This is a genomic window from Romboutsia ilealis (assembly GCF_900015215.1).
Taxonomy (GTDB): domain Bacteria; phylum Bacillota; class Clostridia; order Peptostreptococcales; family Peptostreptococcaceae; genus Romboutsia; species Romboutsia ilealis.
On the sequence record NZ_LN555523.1, the window covers coordinates 1,154,373 to 1,169,709 of the forward strand.

Annotated in this window: 14 protein-coding genes; 12 read left to right on the forward strand and 2 right to left on the reverse strand. The window is 24.6% G+C overall.

Annotation, left to right across the window (positions count from 1 at the left end):
- Positions 1 to 6 precede the first annotated feature (6 nt).
- From aroH to CRIB_RS05505, 8 genes are all read left to right on the forward strand, one after another.
- Positions 7 to 375, forward strand: coding sequence for a chorismate mutase (gene aroH / locus CRIB_RS05470; RefSeq protein ID WP_180703516.1), 369 nt, complete (start codon positions 7 to 9; stop codon positions 373 to 375).
- Between the two features lie 13 nt (positions 376 to 388).
- A complete protein-coding gene (gene cmk, locus CRIB_RS05475) occupies positions 389 to 1,039 on the forward strand; it encodes a (d)CMP kinase (RefSeq protein ID WP_180703517.1) in 651 nt (216 codons plus the stop codon).
- A 63-nt stretch (positions 1,040 to 1,102) separates the two neighbouring features.
- Positions 1,103 to 1,699, forward strand: coding sequence for a lysophospholipid acyltransferase family protein (locus CRIB_RS05480; protein ID WP_180703518.1), 597 nt, complete (start codon positions 1,103 to 1,105; stop codon positions 1,697 to 1,699).
- 30 nt (positions 1,700 to 1,729) lie between these two features.
- The gene (locus tag CRIB_RS05485; protein WP_180703519.1) at positions 1,730 to 2,566 is read left to right on the forward strand and encodes a 4-hydroxy-3-methylbut-2-enyl diphosphate reductase; all 837 of its coding nucleotides are present in this window, start codon (positions 1,730 to 1,732) and stop codon (positions 2,564 to 2,566) included.
- Between the two features lie 111 nt (positions 2,567 to 2,677).
- Positions 2,678 to 3,475, forward strand: a complete 798-nt coding sequence (locus CRIB_RS05490; RefSeq protein WP_180703520.1) for an alpha/beta hydrolase — start codon at positions 2,678 to 2,680, stop codon at positions 3,473 to 3,475.
- Between the two features lie 14 nt (positions 3,476 to 3,489).
- Complete coding sequence (locus CRIB_RS05495; protein ID WP_180703521.1) at positions 3,490 to 4,464, forward strand: acyltransferase family protein; 975 nt, start codon at positions 3,490 to 3,492, stop codon at positions 4,462 to 4,464.
- A gap of 84 nt (positions 4,465 to 4,548) precedes the next feature.
- Positions 4,549 to 5,508 (forward strand): magnesium transporter CorA family protein, encoded by a 960-nt coding sequence (locus tag CRIB_RS05500; RefSeq protein ID WP_180703522.1) that lies wholly within the window; start codon positions 4,549 to 4,551, stop codon positions 5,506 to 5,508.
- 232 nt (positions 5,509 to 5,740) lie between these two features.
- Positions 5,741 to 6,940, forward strand: a complete 1,200-nt coding sequence (locus CRIB_RS05505; RefSeq protein WP_180703523.1) for an alanyl-tRNA editing protein — start codon at positions 5,741 to 5,743, stop codon at positions 6,938 to 6,940.
- A gap of 888 nt (positions 6,941 to 7,828) precedes the next feature.
- Here CRIB_RS05505 and CRIB_RS05510 read toward each other — a convergent pair.
- A complete protein-coding gene (locus CRIB_RS05510; RefSeq protein ID WP_180703524.1) occupies positions 7,829 to 8,944 on the reverse strand; it encodes a tyrosine-type recombinase/integrase in 1,116 nt (371 codons plus the stop codon).
- Between the two features lie 487 nt (positions 8,945 to 9,431).
- On the opposite strand from CRIB_RS05510, the gene trmB reads away from it, so the two are divergent.
- The gene (gene trmB / locus CRIB_RS05515; RefSeq protein ID WP_180703525.1) at positions 9,432 to 10,070 is read left to right on the forward strand and encodes a tRNA (guanosine(46)-N7)-methyltransferase TrmB; all 639 of its coding nucleotides are present in this window, start codon (positions 9,432 to 9,434) and stop codon (positions 10,068 to 10,070) included.
- Between the two features lie 36 nt (positions 10,071 to 10,106).
- Here the strand turns inward: trmB and CRIB_RS05520 are convergent, their stop codons facing one another.
- Positions 10,107 to 10,385, reverse strand: a complete 279-nt coding sequence (locus CRIB_RS05520) for a hypothetical protein (RefSeq protein ID WP_180703526.1) — start codon at positions 10,383 to 10,385, stop codon at positions 10,107 to 10,109.
- Between the two features lie 258 nt (positions 10,386 to 10,643).
- Here CRIB_RS05520 and CRIB_RS05525 point away from each other — a divergent pair, with 258 nt between their 5' ends.
- The 3 genes from CRIB_RS05525 (at position 10,644) to CRIB_RS05535 (ending at position 15,319) form a co-directional block, all read left to right on the forward strand.
- Positions 10,644 to 11,315 carry a hypothetical protein gene (locus CRIB_RS05525; RefSeq protein ID WP_180703527.1) on the forward strand — a complete coding sequence of 224 codons (672 nt, stop codon included), beginning with the start codon at positions 10,644 to 10,646 and terminating at the stop codon, positions 11,313 to 11,315.
- Between the two features lie 351 nt (positions 11,316 to 11,666).
- Positions 11,667 to 14,756: a DUF499 domain-containing protein gene (locus CRIB_RS05530; protein ID WP_180703528.1), complete on the forward strand. Its 3,090-nt coding sequence runs from the start codon at positions 11,667 to 11,669 to the stop codon at positions 14,754 to 14,756.
- Complete coding sequence (locus CRIB_RS05535) at positions 14,756 to 15,319, forward strand: DUF3780 domain-containing protein (protein WP_180703529.1); 564 nt, start codon at positions 14,756 to 14,758, stop codon at positions 15,317 to 15,319. The genes CRIB_RS05530 and CRIB_RS05535 overlap by 1 nt, the downstream gene beginning before the upstream one ends.
- Positions 15,320 to 15,337 lie beyond the last annotated feature (18 nt).

Sequence of the window (15,337 nt, forward strand, 5' to 3'; positions counted from 1 at the left end):
ATTAATATGAAAGTATTAGCAATAAGAGGTGCAACAACTGTAACTTCTAATAATAAAGAAGAAATATTAAAAGAAACTTCTAAACTAATAGAAACAATAATATTAAAAAATGAATTAAATAATGAAGATATTATAAGTATGTGTTTTACTATGACAAAGGATTTAGATGCTGTATATCCAGCTGTAGCTGTCAGAGAGATTTTAGACATACATGATATACCTATGTTAAATTATGAAGAAAAACATATACAAGGAAGTTTAAGTAAATGTATAAGAGTTATGATGTATATAAATACTGAGAAAACTAAAGCTGATATAAAGCATATTTACTTAAATAACGCAAAAAACTTAAGAAAAGATTTAATAGATAACTAAGAGGAGATAAAAAATGAAAAACTTAGTAATAGCAGTAGATGGACCAGCAGGAGCAGGTAAAAGTACAATAGCAAAATTAATAGCAGAGAAATTAAATATAAACTATATAGATACTGGAGCTATGTATAGAGCAATAACATACAAATGCCTTCAAAATAATATAGATATAAATAATGAAGAAGAAGTTATAAAGATAGCTAAAGATTGTGAAATAGACTTTAAAGACAATAATATATATTTAAATGGAGAAATATTAAAAGACGAAATAAGAACAATGGAAGTTAGTAATAATGTTTCTAATGTAGCAAAAATTAAAGAAGTAAGATACCTTATGGTAGATGTTCAAAGAAATATAGGAAAAATAAATTCAGTTATATTAGATGGAAGAGACATAGGTTCTTATGTATTTCCAAATGCAGATTATAAATTTTTCTTAGTAGCAACACCAGAGGAAAGAGGAAAAAGAAGATATAAAGAGTTAGTTAATAAAGGATATGATGTAAATCTTGAAGAAATAATAAATGATATAATAAAAAGAGATGAAATTGATTCAAACAGAGAATTTGCACCGCTTGTTAAGGCAGATGATGCTATAGAAATAGATACTACAGGAAAGAGTATAAATGAAGTAGTTCAATCTGTACTATCTAAAATAAACATATAATATATTAAAGTTATAAAGTGATTTATGTCACTTTATAACTTTAATAATTGAAGGGAGATAAAAGTGAGTTTTTATAAATTTGTAACAAAAGCTTTTAAATGTTTTGTGAATATATTTTACAAATATAAGGTTATAGGTGCAGAAAATATACCTGATGAAGGTAATATAATAATTGCTGCAAATCACAAATCTAATCTAGATCCTATATTTTTAGCAGCAGCAATAGAAAATAGAGAAGTTGCAGCTATTGCAAAAAAAGAACTTTTTAAGATAAAACCATTAGCATATATTTTAAAAAAATTAAATGTTATTCCTATAAATAGAGAAAAACCAGATATATCAACTATAAAAAATATTCTAAAGGCTATAAAAGATGGATATGTATTAGGTATATTTCCTGAAGGAACAAGAATTAAAGAGCCTGGATTTGGTAAAGCTAAAGCTGGACTTTCTATGTTTGCAATAAAAGGAAAAGCACAAGTTGTACCTATATCTATAATATCTAATTATAAGTTATTTAATAGAGTAACTGTATATATAGATAAACCAATTTCATTTGAAGAATATTATAAACAAAAGCTTACTTCAGAGGAAAATGAAAGATTATCACAGAATGTATTAGAAGTAATAAAAGAAAATTACTATATACACTCTAAATAATAATATTTTAATTTTAGGGAGATATGAAATATGAACGTAAAAATAGCTAAAGAGGCAGGATTTTGTTTTGGTGTTAAAAGAGCTATGAAAATGGCATGGGATGAATTAGAATTAAATTCTGATATATATGCTTTAGGTCCACTTATTCATAACAAGCAAGCTGTACAAAGGTACGAAGATAAAGGGCTTTTAACTGTAGATACTATTAATGATATTCCTAATGATAAAAGTGTAGTAATAAGATCTCATGGTGTATCTAGAGATATTTACGATAAAGCTAATTCTAATAATTTAAATATAATAGATACAACATGTCCATTCGTAAAAAAAATCCACAATATAGTAAATGAATTTTATGAAAAAGGATATAAAATAATAATAATTGGAGATAAAAACCATCCTGAAATAATAGGTATAAATGGTTGGTGTGAAAATTCAGCACTTATAGTAAAATCTATTGATGATGTAAATAGCTTAAACTTAGATAATAACAGTAAATATTGCCTTGTAGCTCAAACTACACTAAATTTAGAATTATATAATGAAATAGTAAATATACTATCTAAAAAATTAGATAATATAACTTTTAAGAATACTATCTGTTCTGCAACAAAAACAAGACAACAAGCAGCTAAAGAATTATCTGTTGATGTGGATTGTATGATAGTTATAGGTGGAAAACATAGTTCTAATACTCAAAAACTAGTAAATATATGTAAAGAACAAGTACCTACTTTTGCAATAGAAACTAAAGAAGATTTAGATATAGATAAATTAAATAAATTCAACTTAATAGGAGTTACAGCAGGAGCTTCTACACCTGATTGGATAATTGAAGATGTAATAAGTTTTATAGAATCATTGTAATTTATTTAAACAAGCATAATATATAATACGATAATATATAATAAAGACATGAGTTTTATTTAATTCATGTCTTTTATTTTAATTTATTTTATTAAGGGTGGATGATATTATATGATTAAGAGGAAAATAAAAAATGTATATAGAATGCTAAGGTATGCATATGCAAAAGATATAAATATAAAATGCACAAATGTAAATTATGGGAGTAATAAAAAGCAATACTATAAGGTATATAAACGAAATAATGATAAACCTACAATATTTTTTGTTCATGGAGGCGGTTGGTGGCAAGGTAGCCCATCTTTATATAGTGGAGTTGGAAAATACTTTTTTAAACATGGATATACAGTAGTATTGGTGGGATATAGATTAGTGCCTAATTATAGATATCCTATTCAGGTAGAAGATGCATTTAAAGCTCTTAAACATTATATAAAAAACAACGAAAATGATAATGGTATAGTAGTTGGAGGTTACTCAGCTGGTGCAGAAATATCATCTCACTTAGCTTTTGATACAAAAAGGCAAAATGATTATAAAATAGATACTTCTCTTTTAAAAGGTTTTATATCCATATCTGGAGTTTTAGATTTTAATAAGTGTAGCTCAAACAGATCTAAAAGGTTAATAAAGAGGTATGTATATAAAAGTAATACTGATAATTGTAATCCTATAAATCTAATAAATAAAAACTCCACTATAAATACTCTTTGTATACATGGTGATAGTGATACACTAATAGATATAGAAAACTCAAAATCATTTATAAATAATTTAAAAAAAGTAAACAATAATTCTTATTTAAAAATAATAAAAGATGCTGAGCATGAAGATACAATAGATATAGTAAGAGGAAATGGTAATGAATATTCAAAATACATTTTTGAATTTTTAGAAAAAATCATTTGAGATGAGGTGAACTAATGCCTATTACTAATAAAAGACATTTTATAGATAACATAAAAGTAGTACTTATATTTCTAGTTGTATTTGGTCATTTAATAGAAAGATACATCGACACTAGCGATACATTAATGGCTATATATATGTTTATATATATTTTTCATATGCCTTTGTTTATTTATATCTCTGGATACTTATCTAAAAATGTAAATAAGAGTAAGAAAATTTTTCTAAAGGATTTATTAATACCATATATTTTCCTAAATATTATATGGTACGCACTAGCATATCTATATACTGGAGAAGTTAATTTACCTATAATATATCCAGGATGGACCTTATGGTTTTTACTTAGTTTATTTTTTTGGAGAAGTTCACTTAAATACCTAATAAAAATTAAATATATACTTCCTATTAGCTTTATATTAGGAATTTTAATTGGATTTATACCAAATGGGTCTATACTATCATTTTCAAGAACTATAGTTTTTTTACCTTTTTTTTTATTAGGATATTATACAGATATAGAAAAGATAAAATATATATTTAATAAGGTTAACATAGGTATATGTATATTTGGAATACTTATATTTATAATCATTTCATTTTTTATAGCTAATAAAAATATTTTGGATTATCGATTTTTATATGGATCTCATTCTTATAAAGAGCTTGGTATCAGTATTTACATAGGTATAATATCTAGAATATTACTTTATATTAGCAGTATATTATTAAGCTTATTTATATCATATATAATACCAACTAGCAAAACATTTTTTACTCATATTGGAAAATCAACTATGTATATATATGTTTTTCACACTTATATTATACTTATAATATTCTATCTTATACCTTCATGGAATAAAAGTCTTCTTACAAACTTAATAATTATAATTAGTCCATTATTAGTTACATATATGCTTTCTTATAAATTTTTTGAGAAAACTTATAATATAGTTCTCAATCCTATACGTAAACTAATAAAATAAATGAAAGAGAGTAGAGTATACTCTCTTTTATTTATATCAGAATTTAAACTTATCATTTAGCTAATAATATAAAGGGTGATAACTATGTATATATTAAATTTAAAAACCACAGAAATAATAGAGCATTTTAAAGAAGATTTTTATAGTAAAATTTATCCATACCTTATTTTAAGTACAGCTTGTGAACTAAAATTACTTAAAGATATTTTAGATATAGATGAAATAACTTTTAATGATTGCCTTGAATTTGATGAAAATATAAAACTTGATTTATTTGATAACTATGACTTTTTAAGTCTTAATACATGTGAACTTAGTGGTAATGAAGCTAAAATTGAAGAAGTAAATATGTACTTATCAGATAATTTTATATTAGTTATATGTGAAGAGGATAATTTCTTATATGATTATATAAAAAGTATGATTCTTAATAATTCAAAGCTTCAAAAACATTATAATTCTAGTAGCCTTTATAAGATAAGTTATCTTATAATAAAAAATATAATTATACACGAATTTGAAAATTTAGAAAAGGTAGAAGATATGATATTAGATTTAGAAGATGAAATTATGGAAGGTACAGATGATGAACATATTCTAAAAATAAATTATATAAGAAGTCTAACTAGAACCTTAGTAAAAAATATAAGACCACTTCTATACTTAGGGGATAGGATACTAAAAGATAATTTTAGATATCTTAAATATAGTGATATGAAAAAATCCAATTTAGATAATTTACAAAGTATAGATTTTGGTATTGATAAATTATATAGTTTTGCACTTTCAACTAGAGAATTAGCTGATAAATTACTAGATATATATTCCTCTAAGGTTGCTGAACAAACAAATGACATAATAACAAAACTTACACTTTTAACAGCTATTTCAGCTCCACTTACTATAATTACAGGTATATATGGTATGAACTTTAAATTTATGCCAGAACTAAACTTATATTACGGATATCCTTTAACTATAGGAATTATGTTTATCATAGTATTGTGCGGAATTATAATATTTAAAATAAAAAAATTATTATAAAGTAAGGGTAATTATATATTTTTATAAAACACACTAACTTTATTTTTTTAAGTAGGTCCAGTTGAAAGAATAGCATTTTACTTTATTTTTTTAAGTAAAATAACTTTTAGAATTATAAAATAAGGTAAAGTGCTATATTTTTAATAAAATTGTCTTTTTGTAGTATAAAATATTTATATTTTTATCCAAATAGTGTAAAATACAGTTAAAACCCGAGAAAAGGAGATACTTTATGGAGAAATTATACTATATTGATCAATATATAAAAGAGTTTACAGCTGAAATTATAGAGATTTTAGAAGTAAATAATCAATTTCATGTCTTACTTGATAAAACAGCATTCTTCCCTGGTGGTGGAGGTCAGTTTTGTGATTTAGGAAAAATAGATGTTCATCCAGTTATAGATGTTTATGAAAAAGAAAATAAAGTTTATCATGTTTTAGAAAAAAAGCCTATAAAAATACATAAAGTTAAGTGTGAGATAGATTGGAGCAGAAGAGAAGATGGTATGCATCAACACTTTGCTCAGCATGTACTATCTGGATGCTTTTACACTTTATTTAAATTAAATACAGTTTCTTTTCATTTAGGAAAGGAGTCTAGTACAGTTGATATACAAGGAATATTAACTGAAGATCAAATAAGAAAAGCAGAGCAATTTGCTAATGAAATGATATCTAATGATATAAAACTTGAAGTATTAACTCCATCTAAAAAAGATTTAAAAAAGATATGGATAAGAAGAGACTTACCAGATACTACTAATGAAATAAGAATAGTAAAAATTGGAGACTTAGATTCTAATGCTTGTTGTGGTGTACATCCAAAATCTACATTAGATTTAAGATTAATAAAGATAAAAAGATGGGAAAAAAATAGAGGAAACACTAGAATAGAATTTTTTGCTGGAAAAAGAGCAATAGACTATATACTAAAAAGAGATTTAATTCTAAATGACATTTGTAAGTATTTAAAATCTGGAGAAGAAGAGGTTATTAAAGGAATAGCTAATATAAATGATAGAGTTCAAGAGATTTCAAATGAAAATAAAAGGTTAGAAGCTATTGTATCAGATTACGAAATAAAAGATATGATAAATGAAAGCACTAAAATAAATAATATCTCTATCATAAAAAACATATACACTGATAAATCTATGAAGTACATATCTAAGGTTGCATCTAAAATTATAGAAAATGATAACTTTATAGTGTTACTAGCTGTAATAAATGATGATAAGGCAAACTTAGTATATGCATCATCTAAAAATTTAGATGTTAAGATTAATAATCTATTAAAGGATTCAATAAAGTTAATTGATGGTAATGGTGGTGGAACACCTTTCATGGCTCAAGGTGGAGGAAAAAATAATGGGAATATAGAAAATACATTAAATTATGCACTTAGTAAATTAGAAAAGTCTATAGTATAAAATAAAAATGAAGCTAAACTTAAATAATTAGCTTCATTTTTTTAGCAACGGATGTGACCGAAGTAGTAGCGAGCGTCATATCTTTTTCATCATGAAAATAAACATATCTTTTTTAAGTCAAAGGATATAATCTTTAATCAATTTATATTAACATAATAACTCATATAATTCCGTCTATTAAATTAATCATCTATTATTTATATATTTAATTAAAAAATATTTGCAACTATGAATATGCTTATAAAGAGTAATAATTAAAGCTAAGTTTACATAATTTAATTATTTTAAAATTATAAAGCTATTTTTTATCATAATTACAATAAAACACATTTAATTCATTTTTAAGCGTTTTTATCATTTTTTAGATATATTATATTAAAAACTTTTTAAAACTTCTTAAAACCGAATATAATACTTCGAAATTTTAGCATATTTTTACAAATTAAAACAAAGTACTAAAACTATAAATATAAAAAGAGTAGGTAATTTATAATAAGAAACCGTAAGAATAAATTACATAAATCTTAACATTTGTGTATTATGTGTAATAAGATATAGAAGGTGAAATATTACTTTATAAAAAATATACTTTAATTGAATGCTATTTTAATTTCTTTAATTAAATAAATACAATCTAAATTAATCATTCTTATAATGATTTTAAAAACTAATTCATTTTATGTTATAAATTCTACTATAAACGGAATACATTAATTTAGTTTATATTTATTTGTGTAATTAAACTATTTTTCAAATATAATTTATAAATTTTAGCTTAATATTATTAAAATCGATTATAAGAAGTTTAACCTAAAATGAATACTATTAGTCTATAAATAAAATAAAGACCCTTTAAAATCGAATTTAAAAGGTCTTTATTTTTCACTTTTATCCTAAATTAAATAAAATTTCTGATATTTTATCACTAGCTTCAGAATCCATTTCTTTTAATGTATGAGCATATATATTAAGAGTGGTATTAATGTTTGAGTGTCCAACCCTTTCTGAAATTACTTTAATTGGTACTTTTGAATTTATAAGCAGTGTAACATGAGAGTGTCTAAGATCATGAAATCTTATATGATCCAAATTATTATCCTTAAGAAATCTATTAAACTTTTTACTTAATACGTCTTGAGCTATAGGATTTTCATTTTTATCAAAGAATAGTAAGTTTAAATGATTCTTTATCTTACCCTTTAGTTTATCCTCTAACTGATTTCTTTTATGTTCTCTTAATAGATTTATTATTTCTTTAGGAGCAGATATTGTTCTTTCGGAACTTTCTGTCTTAGGATTTTTTAGTATTACAGAATTATTATCTCTAACGGTTATTTTATTTATAGTTATTGTATTTTCGTTAAAATCTATATTATCCCAAGTTAAACCCAAAACTTCCGAGATTCTAAGGCCTAGTCCACAGGCTAAATAAATCTGTAACTCTAATGGAGTTCCTTTACAAACTTGAAGAAGTTTGAACATATTAGTTTTATTGTAGATATTATTTTTAAACTTTTTTACTTTTGGAACTTCTATACAATCAATTATGTTTTCTTTTATTAATCTTAATCTGTATGCTTTTTTTAATGCTAAGTTTAAAATATTTATATGTATCTTTATAGTTTGAGGAGCTAAGATACCTACTAAATCATCAACATAGTTTTGCACATGTATAGCTTTTAATTCTTCTAATTTATATTTTCCTAACATAGGTATTATATATTTTTTGCATATTCTAAGATAACAATTATATGTTGTAATAGATAAATTTATCTTATGTTTATCTAAGAAATCAATTAAAAAATTTTCTAAATTTAGAGCATTCGGAAGTATTAATTCATCGTTAAATATACTATCTTTTAATTCATTTAACTTTCTAGATGCATCTCTTTTCTTTTCAAAAGAACCCATATTTTTTTGTATTTTTTTACCACTGTTTTCATCTTTATATTCTAAATAAACTATATAGTTTTTACTTCTTTTTCTTATAAAAGCAAAGCTCATTTTATTCCTCCATTTTATAACAATTATGTATTTATTATAACATAATTTAAAAATAAAAAAATAAAAATATCTGACATAAAACTGACATAAAATATAAAATTAGACATATACACTTTGAAAATACTATGTTTTAATTTTTTGGCATAAAACTATATATTTTATGTCTAATAATAAAAACATTTTAATTTATAGATTTAAAACAAGTTATAAAGGTTCATTTTAACTCACTATATTATAAGTATCTATATTAAATTAATTCTATTTTTAAATAACAGATGTATCCGTATCAGGAGCAAGATTATACCGTTTATAAAATTAGAAAAGCGAATTTTTTTACATTCATCTATTAACTTCATATCATTTTTATAGTAGATTAGGGGAGTGTAAATTTATTTTAAAAACTCTATTTTGAAATTTCTAAAACCTTTATTTTTTATAAAAATTTCTGTATAATTATATATCAGTATATAATACAAGGAGATAAAACATGAGAAGAAGAAAAGTCAAAGGCGCAGATGAAAAACTATTAAGTTATAAAGACTATGTAGTTAGAGATAATATAGAAAGCTTAAAAGGAAACTGGAATAAGTTATTTAAAAATGATAATCCTATACATGCAGAGTTCGGTACTGGTAGAGGGAAATTTTTAACTACATTAGCAAAACAAAACCCTGATATAAATTACATTGCTTTTGAAATAAAGGAAGAAGTACTTTTAAAAGCTGTAGAAAAAGCAGATCGTGATAATTTAAATAATATAGTATTTGCTTGGGCAGATGTAAGCAAAGCATTAGATTATTTTGATTCAAATGAACTATCTAGAGTTTATATCAATTTCTGTGATCCATGGCCTAAGAAAAGATGGGCAAAGAGAAGATTAACTCATACTAATTTCTTAAATATGTATAGAGAGATACTTAACCCAGAAGGTGAAATACATTTTAAAACCGACAATGAAGGGTTATTTGAGTTTAGTTTAAATGAAATAGCTTCTAACAACTGGATTCTTAAAAACATATCATTAAATTTAGCTAATAGCGATTTTGAAAATGTAACAACTGAATATGAAGATAAGTTTATGTCTCAAGGATTAAAAATCTTTAGATGTGAAGCTAAATCAAAATAAAAAATAAGAGGTTATATTTTATATTAACCTCTTATTTTAAAATATGCCATTTTTTTTATTGGTAGCGTATATACCTATTACAACTATAACCAAATATATACAATATAATGTTATTTTTATATTTTGAATACTCATTCCAAGTAATTCTATTCCTTTATTTGCTGGCGGAAGTATCACTAAAAGCGAAGAAATTATGATAAGCAAAGGATTTATAACTATCTGCTTATCAGTTCTTAAAATCATTATTTTTCCAGCCCATATTATAGATAAAATAAAAAATAAAATTCTAAGCACAAACTCTAATGTATCTAACATAATCAAACTCCCCTTTACTCAGTGGATTTAATAGTAGTATTTCCGTATTAGTAGTATTTAATAAGTTAATAAATCAAATAACAAACTGTAAATATGGAAAATAAATGTTTATAGAACTATATTATATTACTTATTATATAAAAAATAAATACCAAACTACATTAACTAGTAAATTAAAATCTTTAATAACATAATAAAAGATATATTTATTCTAACAAATGCATATTAATTATATATATATTTATTAGGAGTGATACTATGAAATTTAAATTTTTAGATTGGTACACCCAAGCTCTAGGTGCAACATTTGGTATTTTAGCATGTATTTATGCGTATGTAAATGGTTATATGTTTGTATATGGTAATATAGGAGGTTACTTTGATTTCCTTGGATTTAGTGGAGTAACTTCTAGTTATTTATTATTACCACTTTGTTTACTAAGTCTATTTCTAAGTTTAATTAAGTCCTATACGATAAAAAAGGAAATATTAAATACATCTTTTGAGTCATTTAATATTTTTATATGTATTTTAACTGTTATTATAGGTTTTATGGGGGCTAAAATTTATTTTATAATTCCTGCTGCATTTATATTATTCCATATACTAGAACCTTATTTACATAATTACAAAAACTTAGAAAATCAAGAAGTAGTATCTGAAAATAAGAAAGAATATGATATTACACAAAATACTATCGAATTTGATAAAATAGATAGCCATATGCATAGTAAAGATAATGCATCTAGTGAAGCTGAGGATTTATACAAAAGTAGAAGTAATAGTCCAGATGTTATAGAGACTAAAAAAGAAATTGCTCTAGAGCTTTTAAGAAAGAATTCTAACAAGCAATTTATAGTAGAATTAACTGGATTTACCTTAGAGGAAATTAATATGTTAGAGAAAGAATCAAGAATAAATAATATTTAATCTAGGTATTGATAACAACATAGGAACTGCATATATAGAAACATTACAAGGGAATTTAAGATTTGAAGTTGACTTAGAACAATTAAGCGAAGTAGAAAAATAAATTTTATATAAAAAACACTTGGAATTAAGTTATTTCAAGTGTTTTTTATATTTGTTAGCATTTTCAATCATGATTTTAGTTGAATTTATTAACATTTTAAACGCAATTTATAATAAAACCAGTGAGTTTAACGATTATAAGTAACAACAAAAAATAAATTGATTATATACATTAAGTAATGCATTAAAAAATATAATTTTATTATGAATATAGGAACTCTTTATATAAATATCAGGGGGAGATATAGTATGAAAACATTGCAACAGGCATGCATGCCAAGGCAAAGTGTATTTGATGAAAATAAAAGGGATGACGTATTAGAACTAACAGATTTAATACAAAATAGAATAGATCCAAATGAATTCTTTAATGAAAACTTCGTAACAGAAGGTATGAAACTTTTAGTAGAAACAGCATTCAAAAGATTTCATGGAAAAAGTGCATCTGGATTAATTAAACTTACTCAGTCAATGGGTGGCGGTAAAACACATAATATGATTTCATTAGCATTACTAGCGAAATACCCAGAAGTAAGAAAAAAAGTATTAGGAGATACACTTAAAGATTCTTACTTAGGAGAAGTTAAAGTAGTAGGATTTACTGGAAGAGAAAGTGATGCAGAATTTGGTATATGGGGAGCAATAGCAGAACAGCTAGGTAAAAAAGATCAATTTAAAAATTATTACTCACCACTTCAAGCACCAGGTCAAACAGCATGGGTAAATTTACTTAAAGGGCAACCATTACTTATATTATTAGATGAACTACCACCATACTTAGTTAACGCAAAATCAAAAGCTATAGGAGATTCAAACTTATCTGTAGTTACAATAACAGCTCTTGCTAACTTATTCAATGCATTAGGTAAAGAAGAACTATCTAATGTATGCGTTGTAGTATCAGATTTAAAAGCTACTTATGAAAGTGGTAGTGAACAATTGCAATCAACATTTAAAGAATTAGAAGGAGAGGTTAATCGATCTGCTTTAAATATAGAACCAGTTGGAACAAACTCTGATGATATATATAACATACTTAAAAAACGTCTATTTGAAGAAATACTATCCGATGAAGGAATAACAGAAATAGCAAATGCCTACAAATCAAAAGTATCTGAAGCTAAACAAATGGGATATACAAATATATCACCAGAGCAAATCTTTATAGGAATAAAAGACTCCTATCCATTTCACCCATCATTAAAAGATTTATACGCAAGATTTAGAGAAAATCCAGGTTTTCAACAAACTAGAGGACTAATAAGGCTAATGCGAGTAATAGTTTCTCAAATTTATACAAATGGAAAATCTGAAAGTAAATATATTATAAATCCATATGATATGGATTTAAATGATTCTAATATGATAGCACAAATAAAAAGTATAAAACCATCATTAACAAATGCTATATCTCACGATATACAATCGAATGGAAAAGGTATAGCAGAGATTATAGACAATGAAATGAACAATACTAATATGAGTGATTTAAGTAAATTAATACTAGTATCATCACTTGCAGATGTACCACATGCAATTTTAGGATTATCTGAATCAGAAATGATAGGATATTTAGTAGAACCAAATAAAGATATAAGATCTATAAAGAAATCTTTAGGTGAATTTACTTTAAAAGCTTGGTATATATATTCTACAGATAATGGAAGAATCTTCTTTCAAAATACTAAAAATATGATAGCTGAACTTAATACTCTTATAGAATCCTATGATAATGATACAGCAAAAAAACAATTACGAGGATTTTTAGCTAGTAAATTTAAACCCTCTAAAAATACTTGTTATCAAAACGTAGAAATATTTCCTGCAATAGATGAAATAAAACTAGAACAAGATAAAGTAACTTTAGTATTATTTGAACCTAATCCAAAATCTAATGGATTAAGTAAGGAATTACAAGACTTTTATGATTATATTGAATATAAAAATAGAGTAATGTTTTTATCTGGAAATAAAGATACGATGGATAAATTAATACAGTCATCAAAAGAGTATAAAGGTATGGAAAGCATTATAGCACAAATGGATAGAGAAAGAATAGCAAAAAATAATCCTCAATACCAACAGGCTCATGATAAACTAGACAAAATAAAACTAAGTATACTACAATCTGCAAGAGAAACTTTTTGTAAAATTTATTATCCATCTAGTAGAGGTTTAATAAGTGCTGACTTTTTAATGGAATTCAAAGGCAATAATTATGATGGAGAAGAACAAATTATAAAAGTACTTACTGATAGAAAGAAATTTGAAACAGATGTAAGTGGAGATACATTTAGAAAAAAATGTGAAGATAGAATATTTACTCAAAAAGAAATGAGATTTATAGATATAAAAAGACGTGCTGCAACTGAAGGTAAATGGCAATGGCATATTCCTTCAGCACTTGAAGAGCTTAAAAATGCTATGGTAAATAAAGATATTTGGAGAGAAAATGGTGGATATATACAAAAGGGCCCATTCATTGAAAAAACAGAAGTATCCATTCAAGAAGGTTATAGAGATTCTGAAACGGGAGAAGTAACACTAAAAATAAAAATTAGGTATGGAGATAAAGTATATTATGACATTAATACTATACCTACAACACAGTCTATGGAAGTAGTAGATCTAGATAATTTCAAAACTAAAGAATTAAAAATTAACTTTTTATGTATAGACAGTACAGGAATAAACGAAACAGGAGAAGTTTATCAATGGAATAATAAAATTGACTTAAAATATAATGAATTTAATAAAAATAATAAATTATATATAGAATTAAAATCAATACCAGTAGCTACTATAAAATATACAACAGATGGCTCAAATCCAAAAGAACATGGTTATATATACGATAAAGAATTTGAAGTACCAGATGACTGTCTATATGTATTAGCAATAGCTCAAAAAGATGGTATTGAATCTAATCAATTAAATATAAAAATAGATAAAAATAAAGATGGTATTAAAATAAATAAAGATAATCCTCTAGTACTTTCAACTAATATTAGAATAAATGAAACGGCAAATGTGTATAAAGAAATTGATATGTTAAAAAAACATAATGTTAAAGTATCTGATGTATTGATTAATTTGAGTATAGACAATGAATGTGATAAATGGATAGAGCTAATGTTAGGTAAGTCTACAATAATAGAAGCATCTAAGCTAGAATCAGAAATTGAAAATCTAAGAGAAAATTTATTAAATGGAAGTAAAGTAGATATAGAACTAAACTACTGTAAAGCATATTACGAAAATGGTCAAAGTTTTTTAGATATGGTTGCAGATAAAAAAATGACGTTACAAGATTTTAATGAACAGGAGATTAAACAATAATGATACAAGTAAGAAAAGCTATTGGATTTGGTTTTATACCAGAAGAAGATGAACATCATTTTTTAGTTAAAATACCTAGAGCTACATCAAAAGATAAAAATGTAAGAATATATGAACGATTTACATGGCAAGAATATGATAATAAACAAGTTATTAATCTTATGAAAGATAAGTTAAAGGCAGAAATACCTAAAGAAAAATGGGATGTTATAAGTAAGCCACTTGAGCTTGAATTTAAAGCTAGGTTAAAAGAAAATAATATAGCTGTATATAGACAGGCAAAGTGGAAAGTCGGAGATAACCCTGTAGATAGATTATTAGGAAAAGAATTACTTTTACTTGTATGGTCTATAGAGGATTGCCAAACTAATGTTATAAATACGGCTATAAGAAATTGGTTAGGACTTGATATAGCTGAAAGATGGTGGCTATACACTATGACTAATGCAGCAACAGGTGGAGCCTATGATAGAAATGGTTGGAGAAGAGCTATAAAATATGCCCTTTCTGAAAATCCAATAGAAGAAACAGAAGATAGTCAAATGGATTGGTTCGGAGTATAGATAATAGGGGGAAAGTAT

Bases quoted from the DNA above. Each gene is read 5' to 3' on its own strand.
- aroH (WP_180703516.1), top strand. From the start codon at position 7: ATGAAAGTATTAGCAATAAGAGGTGCAACAACTGTAACTTCTAATAAT.
- cmk (WP_180703517.1), top strand. From the start codon at position 389: ATGAAAAACTTAGTAATAGCAGTAGATGGACCAGCAGGAGCAGGTAAA.
- CRIB_RS05485 (WP_180703519.1), top strand. From the start codon at position 1,730: ATGAACGTAAAAATAGCTAAAGAGGCAGGATTTTGTTTTGGTGTTAAA.
- CRIB_RS05490 (WP_180703520.1), top strand. From the start codon at position 2,678: ATGATTAAGAGGAAAATAAAAAATGTATATAGAATGCTAAGGTATGCA.
- CRIB_RS05495 (WP_180703521.1), top strand. From the start codon at position 3,490: ATGCCTATTACTAATAAAAGACATTTTATAGATAACATAAAAGTAGTA.
- CRIB_RS05500 (WP_180703522.1), top strand. From the start codon at position 4,549: ATGTATATATTAAATTTAAAAACCACAGAAATAATAGAGCATTTTAAA.
- CRIB_RS05505 (WP_180703523.1), top strand. From the start codon at position 5,741: ATGGAGAAATTATACTATATTGATCAATATATAAAAGAGTTTACAGCT.
- CRIB_RS05510 (WP_180703524.1), bottom strand. From the start codon at position 8,944: ATGAGCTTTGCTTTTATAAGAAAAAGAAGTAAAAACTATATAGTTTAT.
- trmB (WP_180703525.1), top strand. From the start codon at position 9,432: ATGAGAAGAAGAAAAGTCAAAGGCGCAGATGAAAAACTATTAAGTTAT.
- CRIB_RS05520 (WP_180703526.1), bottom strand. From the start codon at position 10,385: ATGTTAGATACATTAGAGTTTGTGCTTAGAATTTTATTTTTTATTTTA.
- CRIB_RS05525 (WP_180703527.1), top strand. From the start codon at position 10,644: ATGAAATTTAAATTTTTAGATTGGTACACCCAAGCTCTAGGTGCAACA.
- CRIB_RS05530 (WP_180703528.1), top strand. From the start codon at position 11,667: ATGAAAACATTGCAACAGGCATGCATGCCAAGGCAAAGTGTATTTGAT.
- CRIB_RS05535 (WP_180703529.1), top strand. From the start codon at position 14,756: ATGATACAAGTAAGAAAAGCTATTGGATTTGGTTTTATACCAGAAGAA.